The sequence below is a fragment of the Clostridia bacterium genome (assembly GCA_035628995.1).
Taxonomy (GTDB): Bacteria; Bacillota; Clostridia; order Lutisporales; family Lutisporaceae; genus BRH-c25.
This window is the reverse complement of record DASPIR010000001.1, coordinates 1-18,474: the sequence shown is the minus strand read 5'-3', so window position 1 is coordinate 18,474 and position 18,474 is coordinate 1. Positions and strand designations below refer to the sequence as shown.

At 38.0% G+C, this 18,474-nt stretch carries 20 protein-coding genes and 1 other annotated feature; of the genes, 1 reads left to right on the top strand and 19 read right to left on the bottom strand.

The window, feature by feature from the left end; genetic code table 11:
- Positions 1-46 precede the first annotated feature (46 nt).
- From VEB00_00100 to VEB00_00065, 8 genes are all read right to left on the bottom strand, one after another.
- Positions 47-1,420, bottom strand: a complete 1,374-nt coding sequence (locus VEB00_00100) for a HAMP domain-containing sensor histidine kinase (protein HYF81417.1) — start codon at positions 1,418-1,420, stop codon at positions 47-49.
- Positions 1,417-2,097 (bottom strand): response regulator transcription factor, encoded by a 681-nt coding sequence (locus VEB00_00095; protein HYF81416.1) that lies wholly within the window; start codon positions 2,095-2,097, stop codon positions 1,417-1,419. The genes VEB00_00100 and VEB00_00095 overlap by 4 nt, the downstream gene beginning before the upstream one ends.
- Positions 2,098-2,275: 178 nt before the next feature.
- Complete coding sequence (locus VEB00_00090) at positions 2,276-2,644, bottom strand: hypothetical protein (protein HYF81415.1); 369 nt, start codon at positions 2,642-2,644, stop codon at positions 2,276-2,278.
- Positions 2,645-3,119: 475 nt separating this feature from the next.
- Positions 3,120-3,305 carry a hypothetical protein gene (locus VEB00_00085; protein ID HYF81414.1) on the bottom strand — a complete coding sequence of 62 codons (186 nt, stop codon included), beginning with the start codon at positions 3,303-3,305 and terminating at the stop codon, positions 3,120-3,122.
- A 622-nt stretch (positions 3,306-3,927) separates the two neighbouring features.
- Positions 3,928-5,697 (bottom strand): ATP-binding protein, encoded by a 1,770-nt coding sequence (locus VEB00_00080; protein HYF81413.1) that lies wholly within the window; start codon positions 5,695-5,697, stop codon positions 3,928-3,930.
- A 364-nt stretch (positions 5,698-6,061) separates the two neighbouring features.
- The gene (locus VEB00_00075) at positions 6,062-7,684 is read right to left on the bottom strand and encodes a hypothetical protein (GenBank protein HYF81412.1); all 1,623 of its coding nucleotides are present in this window, start codon (positions 7,682-7,684) and stop codon (positions 6,062-6,064) included.
- A 49-nt stretch (positions 7,685-7,733) separates the two neighbouring features.
- Complete coding sequence (locus VEB00_00070; GenBank protein ID HYF81411.1) at positions 7,734-9,185, bottom strand: toll/interleukin-1 receptor domain-containing protein; 1,452 nt, start codon at positions 9,183-9,185, stop codon at positions 7,734-7,736.
- Positions 9,186-9,386: 201 nt separating this feature from the next.
- The gene (locus tag VEB00_00065; GenBank protein HYF81410.1) at positions 9,387-9,632 is read right to left on the bottom strand and encodes a hypothetical protein; all 246 of its coding nucleotides are present in this window, start codon (positions 9,630-9,632) and stop codon (positions 9,387-9,389) included.
- 205 nt (positions 9,633-9,837) lie between these two features.
- On the opposite strand from VEB00_00065, the gene VEB00_00060 reads away from it, so the two are divergent.
- Positions 9,838-10,731 carry a tyrosine recombinase XerC gene (locus tag VEB00_00060; protein ID HYF81409.1) on the top strand — a complete coding sequence of 298 codons (894 nt, stop codon included), beginning with the start codon at positions 9,838-9,840 and terminating at the stop codon, positions 10,729-10,731.
- Positions 10,732-10,774: 43 nt separating this feature from the next.
- Here VEB00_00060 and VEB00_00055 read toward each other — a convergent pair whose 3' ends face one another.
- The 11 genes from VEB00_00055 to VEB00_00005 all read right to left on the bottom strand — a co-directional run.
- Positions 10,775-11,605 carry a Cthe_2314 family HEPN domain-containing protein gene (locus VEB00_00055; GenBank protein HYF81408.1) on the bottom strand — a complete coding sequence of 277 codons (831 nt, stop codon included), beginning with the start codon at positions 11,603-11,605 and terminating at the stop codon, positions 10,775-10,777.
- 178 nt (positions 11,606-11,783) lie between these two features.
- A complete protein-coding gene (locus VEB00_00050) occupies positions 11,784-13,076 on the bottom strand; it encodes a P-loop NTPase fold protein (protein HYF81407.1) in 1,293 nt (430 codons plus the stop codon).
- A 502-nt stretch (positions 13,077-13,578) separates the two neighbouring features.
- Positions 13,579-13,830 carry an AbrB/MazE/SpoVT family DNA-binding domain-containing protein gene (locus VEB00_00045; GenBank protein ID HYF81406.1) on the bottom strand — a complete coding sequence of 84 codons (252 nt, stop codon included), beginning with the start codon at positions 13,828-13,830 and terminating at the stop codon, positions 13,579-13,581.
- Positions 13,831-14,041: 211 nt separating this feature from the next.
- Positions 14,042-14,416, bottom strand: a complete 375-nt coding sequence (gene rplL / locus VEB00_00040) for a 50S ribosomal protein L7/L12 (GenBank protein HYF81405.1) — start codon at positions 14,414-14,416, stop codon at positions 14,042-14,044.
- A gap of 25 nt (positions 14,417-14,441) precedes the next feature.
- Positions 14,442-14,948 carry a 50S ribosomal protein L10 gene (gene rplJ, locus VEB00_00035; protein ID HYF81404.1) on the bottom strand — a complete coding sequence of 169 codons (507 nt, stop codon included), beginning with the start codon at positions 14,946-14,948 and terminating at the stop codon, positions 14,442-14,444.
- A gap of 53 nt (positions 14,949-15,001) precedes the next feature.
- Positions 15,002-15,126: a sequence feature (ribosomal protein L10 leader region), on the bottom strand.
- A gap of 41 nt (positions 15,127-15,167) precedes the next feature.
- Positions 15,168-15,863, bottom strand: a complete 696-nt coding sequence (gene rplA, locus VEB00_00030) for a 50S ribosomal protein L1 (protein HYF81403.1) — start codon at positions 15,861-15,863, stop codon at positions 15,168-15,170.
- Between the two features lie 50 nt (positions 15,864-15,913).
- Positions 15,914-16,339 carry a 50S ribosomal protein L11 gene (gene rplK / locus VEB00_00025; protein HYF81402.1) on the bottom strand — a complete coding sequence of 142 codons (426 nt, stop codon included), beginning with the start codon at positions 16,337-16,339 and terminating at the stop codon, positions 15,914-15,916.
- A 48-nt stretch (positions 16,340-16,387) separates the two neighbouring features.
- A complete protein-coding gene (gene nusG / locus VEB00_00020; protein ID HYF81401.1) occupies positions 16,388-16,906 on the bottom strand; it encodes a transcription termination/antitermination protein NusG in 519 nt (172 codons plus the stop codon).
- Between the two features lie 71 nt (positions 16,907-16,977).
- The gene (gene secE, locus VEB00_00015) at positions 16,978-17,181 is read right to left on the bottom strand and encodes a preprotein translocase subunit SecE (protein HYF81400.1); all 204 of its coding nucleotides are present in this window, start codon (positions 17,179-17,181) and stop codon (positions 16,978-16,980) included.
- 21 nt (positions 17,182-17,202) lie between these two features.
- On the bottom strand, positions 17,203-17,352 hold the full coding sequence (gene rpmG / locus VEB00_00010; GenBank protein ID HYF81399.1) for a 50S ribosomal protein L33: 150 nt from the start codon (positions 17,350-17,352) through the stop codon (positions 17,203-17,205).
- A gap of 506 nt (positions 17,353-17,858) precedes the next feature.
- A partial coding sequence (locus VEB00_00005) for an EF-Tu/IF-2/RF-3 family GTPase (protein ID HYF81398.1) occupies positions 17,859-18,474 on the bottom strand: 616 nt, incomplete at its 5' end.

The window sequence follows — 18,474 nt, the reverse complement described above, 5'->3', positions numbered from 1 at the left end:
AGTGTAAAAAAAGATTAAAGATTAATTTAGCGGCATTAAAATGCCGCTAATCACTAAACTCAATTAGAAACTCAGTGCCTGCCTTCGCTTCGCTCTTGACACTTATGCTCCAGCCATGGAGCTCAATGATTTTCCTGACTATATACAAACCGATGCCGCTGCCGCCGGTATCACGTCTTCTGGACTTGTCAGCCCTGTAGAATACATCGAATACATAAGGCAAATCCTTCTCATCTATCCCTATGCCATTGTCACTTACTTTCAAGTATGCTTTTTCTGCCTTACCGCAGTTTACTATTATATTTCCATTGTACTTTCCGTATTTAATGGCGTTATCTATGATATTTATTAAAACCTCCCTAAACATGCCTCTATCCGCGAAAATAGTTACTTCCTCAGCACAGATAACTTCCAGGTTAATATCCTTTTGCTTTAATAGAGGAGTAAAAAGCTTTGTTATGGATTCTACTTCAGCACAGATACTTACCGGTTCCCTCTTAAGCTCCAGTTCTTCCAATCTTGTCACAGTAAGAAGTGACTTGACCAGGAGAGAAAGCCTGTCCATTTCTCCATTGATATCTCCCAGATACTCTTTGTAAACTGATATTTCATTATTTCCATCTATCAATGATTCAATCAACGCTTTAATGGAAGTAAGGGGTGTTTTCAGTTCGTGGGATACATCACTGATGAATCTTCTTCTGTTTGTATCAATCTTGTACAATTCCTCACTCATTTTATTGAAGGTTTCAGCCAATTTGCCTATTTCATCCGCCCGCTGTATGTCTACCTTCGTATCAAGCTTCCCATTCAGTATGTCTTCCGAAGCCTTTGTCAGCTTTTCAACCGGTCCTGATATCCTTTTTCCGAAAACGTAGGACAGAACAATTGCCAATATAGCTGCCAGAATTGATATAATCGCAGCTTGATTCCTCAGCTCCCTTATATCCTCAAACAACCAGTCAACATAGGTTGAAATCAACACAAGGCTTCTGCTGCCCCTGTTTTGTACAATAGGAACTACAGCAGTCATAATATGTCGGTTGTCCTCAATATAATACCCTATGGCCTTTTGCTCTTTTGCCAGAACCTTTATTATTTCAGTGTTTGAAACATACTTGCCGATGTAGTATGTATAATTATCTGCCAGTACCTTGCCTTCACCGGTCAATACGAGCACCCTTCCTTCAATTCCCCTGCTGTTCTCCCTTATGATGCCGTTCAGGGTCATGGTGTCCTCCAGCTCATCCTTTGCGATATTAGCTATTATTTTTGCATACTGCACATACTTGTCTTCGTTCTTAGCTATCTGGTTCTCTTGATATGTATATACAAGAATCACATTGAGCAGAGCAATTGTTACAATGATTATCAATCCATATGTAAAAGCCATTATCAGACTTATTTTCCTGAACATCATAAGCTTTCCCTTCTGAAGTAATACCCTGCCCCCCATTTGGTTCTTATATACCGGGGATTTGAAGGATCATCCTCAATTTTCTCCCGCAAATTGCTTATATGCACATCTACAGTTCTTGTATCACATATGAATTCATTCCATACGATTTCAAACAATTTCTCCCTTGTAAATATCCTTCCCGGACTTCTGATTAGTGCACAAAGCAAATCAAACTCCTTAGCTGTAAGCGGAACTTCTATATCTCTTTTATATAATGACCTGCATGAAATATTCAGTTTGAGGTCATTTGCCTCAACTCTTTCATCATTATTTCTCTTGGTGCCATAGCGCCTGTAAACTGCATTAATCCTTGCAATTAACTCCCTTGTATTAAAGGGCTTGGTCACATAATCATCTGCTCCGAACTCCAGCCCTAATATCTTGTCAATGTAGTCATCCTTTGCAGTGAGCATTATTATGGGTATATCCATAGTCTGACGAATTCTCTTGCATAGAGTCATTCCATCAATTTCCGGCAGCATCAAATCCAGCACTATGAGTTCGACATTCTCACTGTTTATGACCTCTAATGCTTGTCTCCCGTCATAAGCTGCATATACTTTGAAACCGTTTTGCTCCAGGCTGTGCTTCAAGCCTTTTACTATCATTTTTTCATCATCTACTATAAGAATATTCAATTTTGGGCTCCCCCCTCACATTAGCAAATGTATAACTATATATTCCACAAAATGGAACAATTTCCTTTTTAGGACACATCTATTTAATCAATTACTATTGTATACTCTAAATGTAAAGAATCTGTAAAAAGTTATTAAAATAGTAAAAGGATGTGGATCTAATAATCCACACCCTTTATTACTTAACTATTTTCAGCTTTACCTCATGCTGCTCAACTACTGATTTGAGGTTTTCAACATCTCTGCGCAGCTCATAAATAGCCTCTGTATTCTGTTTATATCCATCAATAAGTGCATCAAATTTACTTTCTGCCTTATTCTCGAATTTGAATAATGCAGCTTCAATCCTTCTAATGTCATCACTTGTTGCTATTTCTTTCAGGTCTTCCTTAGTTACCATGCCTTTCAGGTCTTCCTTCGTTGCTATTCCTTCAATGTCCATCTTGGTTGCCATTCCTAAAAGGTCTTCCTTCGTTGTTATATTGACTTTCATATCTTTAATTTCGTTAAGCATTTGAGATAGTAATTCGAATACCTTTTCCTCCATACTCCTCACCCCTATCAATATTATATCGGAATACACTTTAGATTAGACATATTCATAATCAATATAATATTTATATATATAATTATTATATTGATAGTAACAAAAGTTGCTAAAACTAATGGAGTCAGATAGTTTGGATAATGGAAATAACCTCACAAATGTAACGATGAAAGATAGTTCGCAATTATTATCTTTCATCGTGCATTAGGTTTTATGCTTTTATTTCGTAATAACTGTAATAATCAGCAAAAAATTGAATGCCTTAGTTCGAAAGAAGGAAAAATCGAATTAAAAGATAAAGCTCAAGCTATAATTCATAATGAACGCAAACATCGTCTCGGCTATCAGTAAATTACTCTGGACCTGCGTAATCTAGGCATGTGCATCAATCATAAGACAGTGCAACGTCTCACGAGAGGACTTGGTCTGTTTTGCCACGTGAGAACGAAAAATATAAATCCCTAACCTTCCTGCCTCAACACTTATGCTTATACTTTGTAAGCGTTTCAATGTCAGATATAAGGCCCTTCAGATCCTTCTGCTTTTTCTCAACCATTTTCTGCCGATAATCATAAAACAAAGCAATGGTCAGAATGACTGACTGTACTGCAATAAAAATAAGTCCCTCTTTAATGCTGCTGAATCTAAAAAAACTGTGCATGCCCTATACCTCCTTGCCCCACAAGTTGAATGCAATTAGAAGCTTTTATCATATATTTCCCCCCCCTTATCTTCTTTAGGAGGGGAAATTGAAAAAGTGCATATACAGGTTTTATCCCACACATGCACTTTATGCTATCATACAGAATCCCCCCGAATCCATTCACATTACAATGCAAACACATTGTAACACCAATGCAACGGAGTCCTTCTTGAAATTACTGTAAAAATGGACTATAATAACATAAGGTTGCTGTGGCAGCGAAAGCTGCGTTTGTGGGTGGTGATTCACCTGCATGAGCCTGTAAGTGCGCCAACGCTTACAGGTCATGGCGACCTTTTTCAATTCCCCTACAATAATTATAGCCTTATATTTTCCAATGCGCAACATTTTTGTATTTTTTTGCTTGTTAAATTGTGTATCTGCATTTGTTGTGTGTATCCCATCAGTTTGACAGGTTATATAGATGCAAATGGAGCCATACACTTGATTCCTCATGGACAAACTTGTCCAATTATATGGATACTGCGAAGTTGAATATATTAACTTACAAATAGCATCGGGGGAACAACCACTTATGATACAAATTCTTCTTACTACTCAAACCCCACCACCTCATTAATCACTCTTTTATCGGAGTTGCTAGACTGTTAAGCAGCCACTCCAACTCGTTTCGTGCGTTCAATATTAATTCAGTAAAGCCCATAAGTTTCAGGTTAGGCTGTGTTTGCTGTACAGAAATTTTTGGATTGACCTTTTTACCGATTACCAGTATATCAATTGCTTTGTTTGGAAAATACAAAAGCAAATCATCACGATATTCCGTTGCTTGAGCTTCGTGTTCTCTTTCTAACTGCAAAGACGGTTTTTTGAATTCAATTAATAGCATTTTGTCACCAATACCACTGTTTAAAAGCAAGTCTGGTCTTTTGTTTGCTCGGCCACCTTTAAATTTTTCACCTAAATATTTTTCTACAATGTGGTTAGTTGTCTGGTTTGACGACATCAGCGAATATGCTACACCAAATACCCACATATTCTTTTCCAAAGCAGTATGTAGGTCTTTTTCAAGTGTATTCTCATTATCGACTAAAGATTGTAACTTTTCAAGAAAATTCAATCTTGCTGTTGCCTGATTAGCTATTAAACTGATATCGAGTATTCCAAACTCTCTTAAAGCACTTGCGAAAATCTCAATGCTTCCATCACTTGCTTGCGCTATTCTCTCGATTATGTCGTAGTAGTCATCATTTTCTAAGGCCGATATCGTCACAGCAATTATATTTTTAATTTGTTGTTCATTGTGTCGTCCGTCAGACAAGCCCGTCAGCACTTTATCTATTAACCTAAGTGCTTTTTCTCTTTTATACTCAGGTAATTTTTCAAGCTGTTTCTTGATTTCTATCTCAAGCTGTTTCTTTGTAAATTGAATATATGCCTTAAAACTATCTTCTAATGCAAACAGAAGCTTCTCTCTTACAAATTCCTCGACTGTTAGATAATCCACAGTACTTTCCAGAATACCCCAACTATTAGTCGTGTGTTTCTCTAAAAAGTCAGCGTTTACCTCACCGTATACTTTCTTCAGCAATTTACTGTGGATATAGTTGACATCTTCAATGCCCCAATAGTTGGGCTTACCAATAATTTTACCTTTAACTCTTAATACGATGCCTGATTTTTTGTTTTTTATCTCTTTTCCTGCTATATTAAAGTTCAAGTCAATACCATAATTGGCTTCAGAAAATCTATAGTTTTTTCCACCGATATCTTCAACTTTTATCGAGTTGTTATTTATAAATATATTAAAGTTATCCTCTCGTCCATATTCCATAATAAGCAATTGCCTAAGTTTATCATAGTTTGGATCAATTGATAAAATATCAATATCGTTTAATATAATTTCTGTTCCATTATCGGCATTTTTATTTGCTGAAGTTATTAGGTTAATATCTTGTGATGTTAAATTATCGTGATGCGCAAGAAAATCACCTTTAACAATATCAAATTGTGTTGTTTTACCATTTCGAGTTGTAACAACTCTCATTCGATCAGCCAACAAAAGTCCTGCAAACTTGCCAATCCCTTTACGTCCTTTTACTAGTCTATCTTTTAATTCGGTTTTTTCACCCTTTGAAGATACACGGTCTCGCGCTATTCGTAGATATTCATTTTCAATGCTTTCTTCTGACATACCTATGCCATCATCTTTAATAGAAACAAAACGTTCAGCATCAGCAATTGATCGAGGAAGTGTGATATGAACATTTTCAGCATCAGCATCCCATGCATTATCTACTAACTCTTTTAAAGCATGCTCGACTGATGAATAGTTTTCTCCCAATAGTTGAGTTAATCTACCCTCAACAATGAAATTAGCTGTTTTACTCATGTACTTTGCACCTCCAAAATTTTTGTTTTTCTATTTCAGCTTCTTTATCTCAATGTTCAATTTAATTTTCCGATTATACTGCGTTTCTATTTTAAGGTCAGCACAGATAAATATTGCATTTGTAGTTTTATGCATCAACTTCTTATTATTAGCCTTCGGCGAAGTTCAGTACTCTTTCCTAGTATAAACATTATAAACATTAAGCGAAGCTCGATAATTGGCTTCTGGTATTCCGTGATGGATCCCAGAGGCCCTTTTCCTGTTTGTTGGAGCGGCCGACGGACGAGAGAACCTGCGCCCCAGCGCCACCTCCCGCCAGTTTGCACCATGCTCTAAAACGAAAGGCAGCTTTAGTTTCAGGGTTCTATTTCGTGGCGGTGAGCTCGTCTATATTTAGTTCTATGTACTCCAGAAAAGCATTCGCCTGATTCATAATGCCGATAAACGCATCGGCATATGAGACCTCTCCGATACTGAACACCTTGGCGATCCTATCATAACTCCGACCCTTTTTGTGCGCCGCGCTGGTCGAACGGAGTTCCTGAACATTTCTGAGAAACTTCACTATATCGGCATAGTCGCTCAGACCCTGTACTTCAAACAACTTTTCCAGCTTTGAGATGCTTCCGACGATCTTTTCTTCTGAAGGCGGGAGTTTCGATTCGATCTGCTTTTCATTTAATGAGTCGAGCATCACTTTGACAAGAGCGAGGACCTGCTGATCGAACTCCGACTGTGAGTTCAAGAGCGGGATCCTGAGTCCGGAAAGTGTGTATTTGTCATCGTCATGCAGCGGAAGGAACAGCGGCCATCCAGCCTTCGCCCCAAAAGCTTTATTTATCTCCTCGTACTTATGCTGAAATATGAATATCGGAGAGTCAGATGAGGTAGGTATGCTGAGAAAGTCTCTCCTGTATTTTGATTTGCTCAGTTTTCCGTCGATTGCGATGTTGTAGGTCTTCCAATGTTTTTGTTCATTACTATCAGGGAGATCTCGCCCCAGATCACCGAGATAAGCTGAAACATAATCGGGACTTTCGTTATCGATATATAGCAACCACCGGGTGCCACACCTTATGATGCCGGCCTCGACAGTATACCTATCTGGGTTGCTGTAATATTTCTGCAGTACTTCGCGCCGGAAGAATATAGGCGTCAGATAGTGCGGTGCATCCGGATTCTTACCGTAATAGTTCGCCAGTTTGGACGGTTCGGAAGTGAATACTATTTCATCGCCATCCTCATCGATACCGATGATATAATCCTCATAATCGCGGTTATCTTCATCATACGGCCAGTAGCCGCAATCTGCGATTGCACAGCCTCGTATAGCAGTTTTGGCATATATCATAGAGAAGGTCTGCTGCTTGGTGCCGCGGGCCACACCTATGTAAAAGCTGTAGATTTTATCCTCAGTCTTTTCTGTATAACCACCCGTCTTAATATCCGGGTCGACTACGCCCAGAGGATACTGGCTGTCAATATGAATGAGCATAATCATCTCTTTGACAGCAAGATACCGCTTGAGATATTTCCTATGTACCGTGACGAAATCCCCCTCGATCTTCACGACTGTGGTATCGTCCGCAAGATCGACATACTCGTTTTTCGTCCTATCAAAATATAGGTTGTTCAAGAGCCGGAATTCTTCCACTATCTCAATCTCGTCCCGCTTTCCTAAACCGTCAAAGCTCCGTTCTATCACAAACGGCTCCATGTCGTATTCATTATTGAAGCGGGTATAGATGGTGTCAGCGTCAGATCCGAATCCATAACGAGTGAAACCGGGAGATGTCCCGCTCCAATGGTTTGTATCATCTATCTCCATTTCTTCAGCGGCTCTCCCCGCCGGAAACAATCTGCACTGAAAATATGCGTCCGTTCCGTAAGCGCGTGTCCTGCCATGAATAGGGATCATCACGCTTCCTGTATTAGGGTATTGCTTTATGTACTCAAGCATCCGTCTTTGATATATTGGCTCGTCCATAAGTAACCCCCGCCTTCAAGTTATTATAATTGTTGCGAGTCCTAAATACTCACAGCAGTTTACCGATCTCGTCTGCTTTGACATAGTCAAGGATCAGCGGCGCCTTGTCAAAAGAACTGTTGTATCTGTACTTGTCCATGGCAGAGAGCTTGACCATTTTCTGAATTCTTTCGTCGATGCCAACAGGCGATACATCGCCAACAAGTCCCGCGAGACGTTTCAGCTGATGTGCCGACTTCAGCCTTATCGCGAATCGTGAAAACATGGGATTCTCCAGGCCGTAGACGTAAAGCATCGGGAACCAGTACCAAGTATCCTCAGGCTCTTCAAGAACGCTGAGATTGTATATGAGAAGGTCGGCGAAAGTGACCTGATCGAGCGAGTATCCAGCCATTACATGCTCTGACCAGTGCTGAGCGAGCCCCGAGTAATAGTTCTTGTTGTCGACCTTCTTCTTAGCGTTTTCTATCAGATTGGTATGGCCGCCGGCATATACGATGTCAGTCAACTTGGCGGCTTTATTTTCTCTGTACTTACCGCCGAGAAAGTACGTGCGAGTAATCAGGTCGCGGATTTTTGAATACTCTTCCGCGCCCCAGAGCAGGGCGATGGTATATATGAACATCTCGTGCAGCAGCGCCCTTCTTGCCTGCGACGGATAGTCGTCCGAGCCTCTTTGGTCATCCTGCGTTTGTCTGTATTCTTCGAAAAAATCTGCCGCCACATCGGTGAAATAGTCCTTATGCGTTATATTCTCAAGCGCCTTGATGAAAGCATCCCGGTAAGGTCTGAGTGTACCAAGAAAGTCGAGATATGCTTGCGGTTCGGCTCGAAATTTAGCTTCCTCTTCACTTGTGGGCTCAATCGCAAAAACGCACTCTTTTACCAGATTGAGAGCTTTCCTTATCTCGCTCCTTAATAGAACGTCGTCGCTTGCATTTTGAATCGTAAACAGCGGGCCGGATATTACCGCAGGGACGATTTCCGGCTGAGATACCCAGTCGGGCTTTGTGCCCTTAGTTTGCGGCATAGGATAAGTCTTCTCGCCGTAGAGGTGTTTGACCAGTCGCATAAACTCGGCGTTGGCGTTGTCCTTCGTCAGATCGAAATGTAGCCTGGATTTCAAATACGCCGGTTTATATATCTTTTCATCAGGACCACGCTCAAAGATAACCGGTATGAATTTGCTCTGCACTGTATTGGAATAGACCTCTTGCGAAATGATCTGCGTCTCAGTTCCCACGCCGCCCTGCCTGTTGTCAGCCTTCTCGGCGTAGGTTTTATCAAGGAGCATAATGACGTAGTTCACACTCGGGTCTTTTACGCAGCGTTCCATGAAATCGTATGTATCGTTACCAGCCTCCATCGACCATTTGTCGATGAGCACCTCAATACCGCACTCAGAATACAGGCGTGTACAGAGGTCGAGCACCTTCTGCTGATATTCATCCGTGCCCCATGCATAAGAAATGAAGACCTTTGGGTCCGTAATAGACTGCATGCTTCTCTATCCCCCTTCGGTAAATTATGAACTTCGTCTAATTGCTATAACTACAAAAATTCCATACATCCAATTATTAGCCTTATCAGAAGCTCAACCTTTTCTATTCAGAATCGACTATTTTGGTAAATAGCCCATCTTAAAGGGGCAGGGGGACAGGTTTGTCCCCTTGTCCCTGTGCATGATTATCTTTACACCTCATCAATATATTATTTCAACTGCTTTTTTATATGACATCCCATAATCTTCTATAAAGACTTCTATTTTCTCACCAGTACTTTTTTTAATTATTGTTGTTCCACCCAACTCATTAAAGTTTCCTACCAATTCATCATCTTCCTCTAAGTCGACTGTATCCAAAATTTCTAACCAACCGCAATCATAACTTTCACTTTCAAATACAATCAACCCACGTTTATAATTAACTTTTCTCACAATCGCTTTCATAAATTGCTTCCTTTCCTTTAATATTTGATTTCCGTATAAATTACTAATGTTATTTATAACACCACACAGAAATACTACTTCCTTAAGAACTTCACATTATTCCGCTTGTCTGTTTATGTCTATATTATGCATAAGTGGCAACACTCTTGGAAAAGGAGTGAATAAAATGCAATCAAATAAATCTTGTCAAATAGTTGAACATTAATTGGCTTACCTTGTTACAATTAAAGGTCGTAGCAAGAACACCATATTGGAATACCGCTTAGATCTTTTACAATTTTTCCGTTACATTTCAATTATCCGAAATCAAGAGTATTCAGATTTTCAATTTGTGAATATTGAATTTATTCGGTCTATCAGCCTTGGCGAAATGTATGGGTTTCTTGCATATTGCCAAGATTCTCTACATTCTTCTCCTGGCACGAGAACAAGAAAAATTGTTTCTATTCGACAATTTTGGAAGTATCTAAAAACCAAGGCACATCTGATTGATAATAACATTGCCGAAGAATTAGAAACTCCTAAACAACCAAAGCGTATTGTCAGATGCCTTACTCTTGAAGAGTCAGTTCGTCTACTTATTGAAGCCAGTTCAAGTTCTGTACGTGATAATTGTATTATAACAATTTTTCTAAACTGTGCTTTACGTTTGTCAGAATTAGAATCATTAAATGTAGACCAAGTTAACTCCGATGTATTATCAGTCATTGGAAAGGGTAATAAGGAACGCAAGATTTTTATGACACCAGCTGTCAAACAAGCATTAGCAAAATGGCAATCTATACGAAATTCCATGACTGTATATACGAATGCTTTATTTATATCACGCAACGGTGGACGCTTGACAACAAGAGCCATACAAAACGTAGTTAAAAAACATATCGTTGCTGCAGGAATAACCCCAGAAGGTTTGTCCACACATAAACTTAGGCATACTGCAGCTACGCTAATGTACAAATATGGTCGTGTAGATATTCGTTCCTTGCAACAACTTCTCGGACATGAGAGTATTGCGACAACTGAGATTTACACACACGTTGATGAAGGTCAGTTACAGGCAGCTGTCAACGCCAATCCTTTAGCCATGATGTTTAATTGAATATGATGGTTTTCTAGACATAGCGGGAAATTTATTACTACATCTATGCCAAAATTAAATTAATCAAACCTGTTATCTTTTCACCCGTAAATACTGCAAAATTATCAATATTGTCCATTATTGTTTTTACAATAGTATAATCCCCTGCTTTACATGATAATACTGTTGCTTTCTTTTTTTCTGTTATAGGTCTATGCTGATCGTCTAAAATTGGTTTTCCGTCTGCATCCCTTTTTATAATATCTACTAATTCATCTTTCTTTAATATAAATCCATTTGATATTTCACTCGGAGCTATCCCATGTGTAAAGTTATTTCTGTAATCACTTGCTTGGATATAAAGAGGTGCCTTGAAAACATTATCCTCTAAGAATTCGGCAACATCAGGCTTATTTTTCTTAAGCCACTTTAGTAAATTGAATTTAAAACCTGTATTATGTTCAATATGTAATCCATAAAATATGTCTAATAATTCAGTAATACAATCCCATACCGAAAAGAATTTTAAATACATACTTTCAGCAAAATGATTAAACCAGTACCTCCTCATCCAATGCTCCTCTTTAAACTCTGGCATATACTGGATAGATTCACCATTATCGCCAGGTGATTTATACCATGGATCATCGGGTATACCTTTATTATAATAATGTCGGCATAATGCATATGTAATTATCATAGATCCTACCTTATTATTTTGAGCTTTTATGGACTGCTCTAATAATGGATATAAGAAAATCCTTTCTTTGTAACTATCAAATTTATTTAGATCAATTTTAATTTTGTCAAACAATGTAGTTCCTAAGTACCGATTCCATTCTTCATCTGTTAATATTTCAAATGAACCCTCAATTTTTACTTCAAAATTTGCCACTCTAACACTCCATCCTTTTTATTCTGACAATTACCCCATTTTACACCACCGCTCCAACTTCCCATTATTGCTATAACTAGAAAATTCCTAGCCTTCCAATTATTAGCCTAATAGGTATATGGACACTGTAAAATGCCGCTTTATTACTAGTTTCTACAAACACATTATTATATTAAATTCAACTAAACATCTCTAATGTCCGCTCAATATGTTCAGCAAATGATAATCCATCCGAATTAATCTTATCTAGGCCATATTTTTCAATCAAAGATTTATCCTTTTTTTGAGCCCCTCCGATTTGACTTTTCTTTAGCATCTCGTTTATATTCGGTGATATAAAATACTTCATTTCGATAACATCCCAATTTTGGGGAGCATTGTCATATGCTATAAATTCCTGCTTTAAGATTGTATTATATATAATTGGATATTTATACTTTAAAGCCATAAAATATAAATAAACTTCCAATATCTCTAGTACTCTATCTGGCTGCGTCGCTATTTTCTCATCGATAAAGTGCTTATAGAATAAACAAAATACAATGAAATTATTAGTAATTTTATCTATATCTCTCAGTGACAACCTCAATTTAACATAGACGTTAGTAACTATATCAAAAAAGACTTCTTGATAACCCATTTTTTCAACAAAATCTTTTAGTATAGTCTTAATGTATTGTTTTATATCACCAGAAGGAATATTTATATTTACATCAAAAAATCTTCTCAGGTAACCTGCTGAATCCATACCATCTCCATACATAGTTGCAATTGAATGCGATAACTGACTCAAGTCAACTGCAAAAATGAAAACTATGTTTTGAATATTAAAGTAGTGCTTAACGATTTCTAATGTCTCAACTGCAAATATAGGACGGCATCTGTCTAGCTCATCAACGAAAACGATTAGTTTTCCACTTTCAGGTATTAAGTCAATAAGTGCATTTCTAAACTTTTCTTTCTCTTCAATATACTTACTATATTGCTTGAAAAAATTCTCTATTTCTGTTTCAGTTGCGCCATCAATTCCTTCACCAATTAAGTTTGCTGTTTCTTCACCAATAGCTTTTTTTATACCATCTTTCAGCAAGGCCACAGCACATGATTTAAGGAAGTCTTTAGATCTCTGCTTTACATTATCTATCAATGAAATATTTTCTTTATATACATCCATTTGCTGTAACTTATAAACTAGCGGAATAAACGCATTGTCACTATCATCATTTTCCCATGCATTATAATATGTCACAGCATATTTTTTATCGGAATTCTCCTCAGAAATTAACCAATTCTTCCACATATTAAGAAGATAGCTTTTTCCTGAACCCCATGGTGCATCTATTGATATAACAAGAGAATCGTTTTCATGTTTTAGTTGATTCCATTCATTTATCACTTGCATAAGATTTTTTACAAATGTTTTTCTTTTTAATAAGTCATCTACATCAAAATTCAATTTATTATATTCCATTCTAATACCTCCAAATACCTATCCAATATTTCAGTTTGAGCTTCCCATTATAGACATTAGCTGTACACTTAATTGACATTAGAAATAAAACTTCAAGTGAATCTATCCTAACAAGAATTACTCATGTGTACCATTTAATATATTCATGTTACCCACAATACTCCAATAATAACTTTTTATATAATAGTTCCCTAAATAATAACATAACCCTTTAAATTCATTCAATTATTACATCAATATCCTAAAGAAAAAGCTTAAACTTAGGTTTCTACCTAAATATAAGCTCCTATTCTTTAATCTATTTACTTCCTTATTAGTTAGTTTAAGGTTTATTGCATTGGTATAATATGCTTTTCTAAACATCAGCACCACTGAACGCCGTGGTTACAAACGATACATTAATTGTCAGTTCTCAAATAGTTTGCAAAAAGTCTCCAAAATCTCAAAAAGTATGAAAATTACAATCCAATATTAAGATTCGCTCAAGTTAACATTATATTTCTTATTGATTACTGCTTTTTCCCGAATTGTCTATGCATTCATGACATATGAATTTAGTTTTGTAGGCCTCCACCTTTTCTGTGCCACCGCAGAGTACACACTTGGGTACATACTTTTTTAATATAATAAGTGCGCCTTCCTGATACAACTCCATGTAATCATTAATATTAATATTTTGCGTGCTACGTAACTGCGAAGGAATTGATATTCTACCTACTGAGTCAACTTTTCTGACAATACTAAACGCTCTCATTTTTTCGCCTCCACAATATTCTACTTTAGCTGTGGCTCACTAATTATTATCCTACCATGAGATTCATAATGTCCTTTATTTTGTTAAATTATAGCACAAACTAGTAATTTTTGTATAATTATCTTATATTTGGCATATTTTATTATACGAATAAAAAGGCAATAAAAAAAAGCCGCATTAAATGCGGCTTTTTTCCATTCATAAATATGAATTACTTTATTTCGATCTTTGCGCCAGTTTCTTTGAACTTTGCAGCTATATCATCAGCTTCCTGCTTAGTTACGCCTTCTTTTACTGCCTTTGGAGCATTGTCAACAAGGTCTTTAGCTTCTTTGAGTCCGAGACCTGTAAGTTCTCTAACAACCTTGATAACCTTTATCTTTTCTGCTCCTGCTTCCATAAGCATTACATTGAATTCAGTCTGCTCTTCTACTGGAGCTGCTGCTGCTGCTGGACCTGCTGCTGCTGTTGGAGCCGCTGCTGTTACACCGAATTCCTCTTCGATTGCCTTTACCAATTCAGCCAGTTCGAGAACTGTCATAGTTTTTATTTCTTCAATAAATTTTACTGTTTTTTCACTTGCCATTTTTAAAATACCTCCCAATTATTAATTAAGCTTGCGCTTCTTTATTTTCTTTAACTGTATTAAGTACATAAGCAAGGTTTCTAACTGAACCTTGTAATGCCCCAAGTAACATAGCAATAAGAACGTCTCTTGATGGCAGGTCTCCTAATGCTTTTACATCCTTAGCATCCATTAACTTACCTTCAACGTAACCAGCTTTTATTGATATCGTTGTCTTAGGCTTATCCTTCATGAACTGATTGAGCGTTTTAGCAGGTGCAACTGCATCTTTAGCTCCAAAAGCAACTGCAACTGTTCCTTGAAGGTGTTCATGAAGTGCTTCCATGCCCACTTCTGATGCTGCTCTTTTGAAAAGAGAGTTTTTGTACACCTTATACTCAACGCCAGCTTCTCTGAACCTTTTTCTTAACTCAGTTACATCTAGAACGTTTATGCCCTTATAATCCACCAGTACAACTGAACTTGATTTGCTGAGCTTTTCCTTAACTTCGGTTACCACTGCTTCTTTTGGTCCAAGGTTTTTATTTGCCATTTTTACACCTCCTCATGGTGAAGCTTTGTAAATCTTTTATACGGTCAAGGTCTTTCAAAATTTAAAAGACCTCTCCGTAGACATAGAGAGGTCATATTATCATATATGATAAACCTCGGTAGGAAATTTTATCGGCTGAAAGCCAACCTACTGTCTACGGTAAGTATTCGTTTTTATACAATGGTCATTCTATCATTAATAGAATGTATTGTCAATGCACTAATCTACAACACGTGCTGGGTTAACCTTTATAGCCGGTCCCATAGTGCTTGTAACAACAACACTCTTAAGGTAAGTACCCTTTGCAGCTGCTGGCTTAGCCTTTACAACCGCTTCCATGAGTGTCCTGAAGTTATCTCCAAGCTTATCAGCACCGAAGGAAACCTTGCCGAAACCAACGTGAACTATAGATGTTTTGTCAACTCTGTACTCAACCTTACCGGCTTTGATTTCATTGATAGCTCTTGCAATATCAAATGTAACTGTTCCGGATTTTGGGTTAGGCATCAAGCCTTTAGGTCCAAGTACTTTACCGAGTCTTCCAACTACACCCATCATATCTGGAGTAGCAACTACCACGTCGTAGTCAAACCAGTTTTCACTCTGGATTTTTGTAACCAATTCTTCTGCGCCTACATAATCTGCGCCTGCTGCTTCTGCTTCCTTAACTTTGTCGCCTTTTGCGAATACCAAAACCCTCAGGGTCTTGCCTGTACCGTGTGGAAGCACTACAACGCCTCTAACCTGCTGGTCTGCATGTCTTGGGTCAACACCAAGCTTTACATGAATTTCAACAGACTCATCAAATTTAGCCTTTGCTGTCTGTAAAATAAGCTCCATAGCTTCCTTTGGATCATAAAATTTGTTGCTATCAATAAGCTTTACACTTTCTTGATATTTCTTTCCTCTAAACATTTAAAATTCCTCCTTGTGGTATTAGCGGATTATATCCTCCCACTTAATAATTAGTCTTCTACTACTATTCCCATGCTTCTTGCTGTACCAGCAACCATGCTCATTGCAGTCTCAACGCTTCCTGCATTTAAGTCTGGCATTTTAAGCGTTGCGATTTCTCTAATCTGAGCTTTAGTAATCTTTCCTACCTTAGTCTTGTTTGGCACACCGGATCCGCTTTCGATACCTACTGCTTTCTTTATAAGCACCGATGCTGGCGGCGTTTTAAGTATGAACGTAAATGATCTGTCCTGATAAACAGTTATTACAACAGGAATGATAAGTCCTGCCTGTTTAGCTGTTCTTTCATTAAATTCCTTGCAAAATCCCATGATGTTGACACCATGCTGACCTAAAGCTGGTCCTATTGGTGGCGCTGGAGTAGCTTTACCCGCTGGAACCTGCAACTTAACCATTGCTGTAACTTTTTTTGCCATTATTACACCTCCCCTCAGCAGATAGTGATTTGTATTTATTTAAGGTATTTATAACCTTTCAATCTGTGTGAACTCCAACTCTACAGGAGTTTCTCTTCCGAACATGGAAATCATAACCTTGACCTTGTGCTTTTCATTGTTGATTTCCTGTATTATACCAACAAAATTCTCAAATGGACCTGAAATAACTCTTACATGGTCCTTAACATTTGCATCGAGCTTGATAGGAGTCTTTTCAACACCTAAGGCCTTTACTTCTGCTTCCGTCAGAGGCACAGGTTTAGAACCAGGTCCTACAAATCCGGTAACTCCCCTTGTATTTCGAACAACGTACCATGATTCATCCGTCATAAGCATCTTGATTAGTACATATCCAGGAAATACTTTCTTCTGGGTGATTTTTTTCTTACCGTTTTTGATTTCTACCAGTTCTTCAATCGGCACTTTTACTTCGAAGATAACATCTTGCATATTTCTATTTTCTACTATCTTCACAATATTTGCCATTACCTTGTTTTCATAGCCCGAATAAGTATGGACTACATACCATCTGCCACTATCTTCCATAGATGCACAACCTTAAAGGGTAGCTTAAGGTTTTCCTCCTTAACCATTTTAATGATTTAATCGAAGCTCTCCTATTTGGCTAAAAATATATTAAGTATTTCGCCAAATGCAAGGTCTACCACCCAAAGCACTGCTCCAACCAATATTATTGAAGTTACTACAACTTCAGTATGCTGTATAAGCTCTTTTCTATTAGGCCAGCTTACCTTCTTGACTTCCGCTCTTGTTTCTCTGAAAGATTTTGCTACATCAAACTTCCTTGCTGTACCAGCCACATCATTCACTCCCTTTACTGGCTATTTTGTTTCTTTATGTGGGGTATGCTTCCTGCAGAACCTGCAGTACTTGTTCATTTCCATTCTGTCTGGATTATTCTTCTTGTTCTTCATGTTATCATAGTTTCTTTGTTTGCATTCGCTGCAAGCAAGTGTTATTTTAACTCTCATATCTACACCTCCCAACGGCTTGGCACTGCTTTAAAAAATTAAATGCCGCAAAAATACACAAAAATTGCATTTTGAGACTACTCAATAGAATCTATCATAATTTAACTGCAATGTCAATAATATTTTGTACAGTCCTCATACTCCAAGAACAGGTTGTATGAACTATTATCCTTTGCATTGTAGTCGTCACTTTTATTTAATTATTACCTATTTGAGGAATATTAATCGCCGGAAAGTTTTAGCAAAGATTTAATTTAAATTCGACGATTTATATTAAGGTAGCAAAAGTGCGAAAAAGCTGGTTTTATTCACAGCTTGTATTGCTTAGTACTTTTTGAAGGACCAGTATCATATTAATATGGTACTAGTCCTTCCATATTTACATTGTCACTTTGAAGCTATGCTCTGAAGTATTGGTTCGGGGTACGTGGTTCGCGGTTCGGGGATTTCAGCAAAACCTTCGAAGCCCTGCCCAAGTCCTCGCACCTCGCAACCTCGCACCTATCTTACTCTAATATTGAAGCAACAGCACCTGATCCAACTGTTCTTCCGCCTTCACGAATAGCGAATCTCAAACCTTCTTGGATTGCTATTGGTGTGATAAGCTTTATTGTCATTTCTATATGGTCACCAGGCATACACATTTCTACTCCTGCTGGAAGATCTATTACTCCTGTTACGTCTGTTGTCCTGAAATAGAACTGTGGTCTGTATCCGTTGAAGAATGGTGTGTGTCTTCCGCCTTCTTCTTTTGTCAGTACGTATACTTGCGCTTTGTAATGTGTATGTGGCTTTATTGATCCCGGTTTTGCAAGTACCTGGCCTCTTTCTATATCTGCTCTCTGTACGCCTCTTAACAATACTCCTACGTTGTCTCCTGCTTGCGCCTGGTCAAGAAGCTTCCTGAACATTTCTACTCCTGTTACTACTGTTGATCTTGGAGCTTCTGCAAGTCCTACTATCTCTACTGTGTCTGATACCTTTACTACTCCTCTTTCAACTCTTCCTGTTGCAACTGTTCCTCTTCCTGTTATTGAGAATACATCCTCTACAGGCATAAGGAATGGCTTATCTGTCTGTCTTTCTGGTGTTGGGATAAAGCTGTCTACTGCATCCATAAGC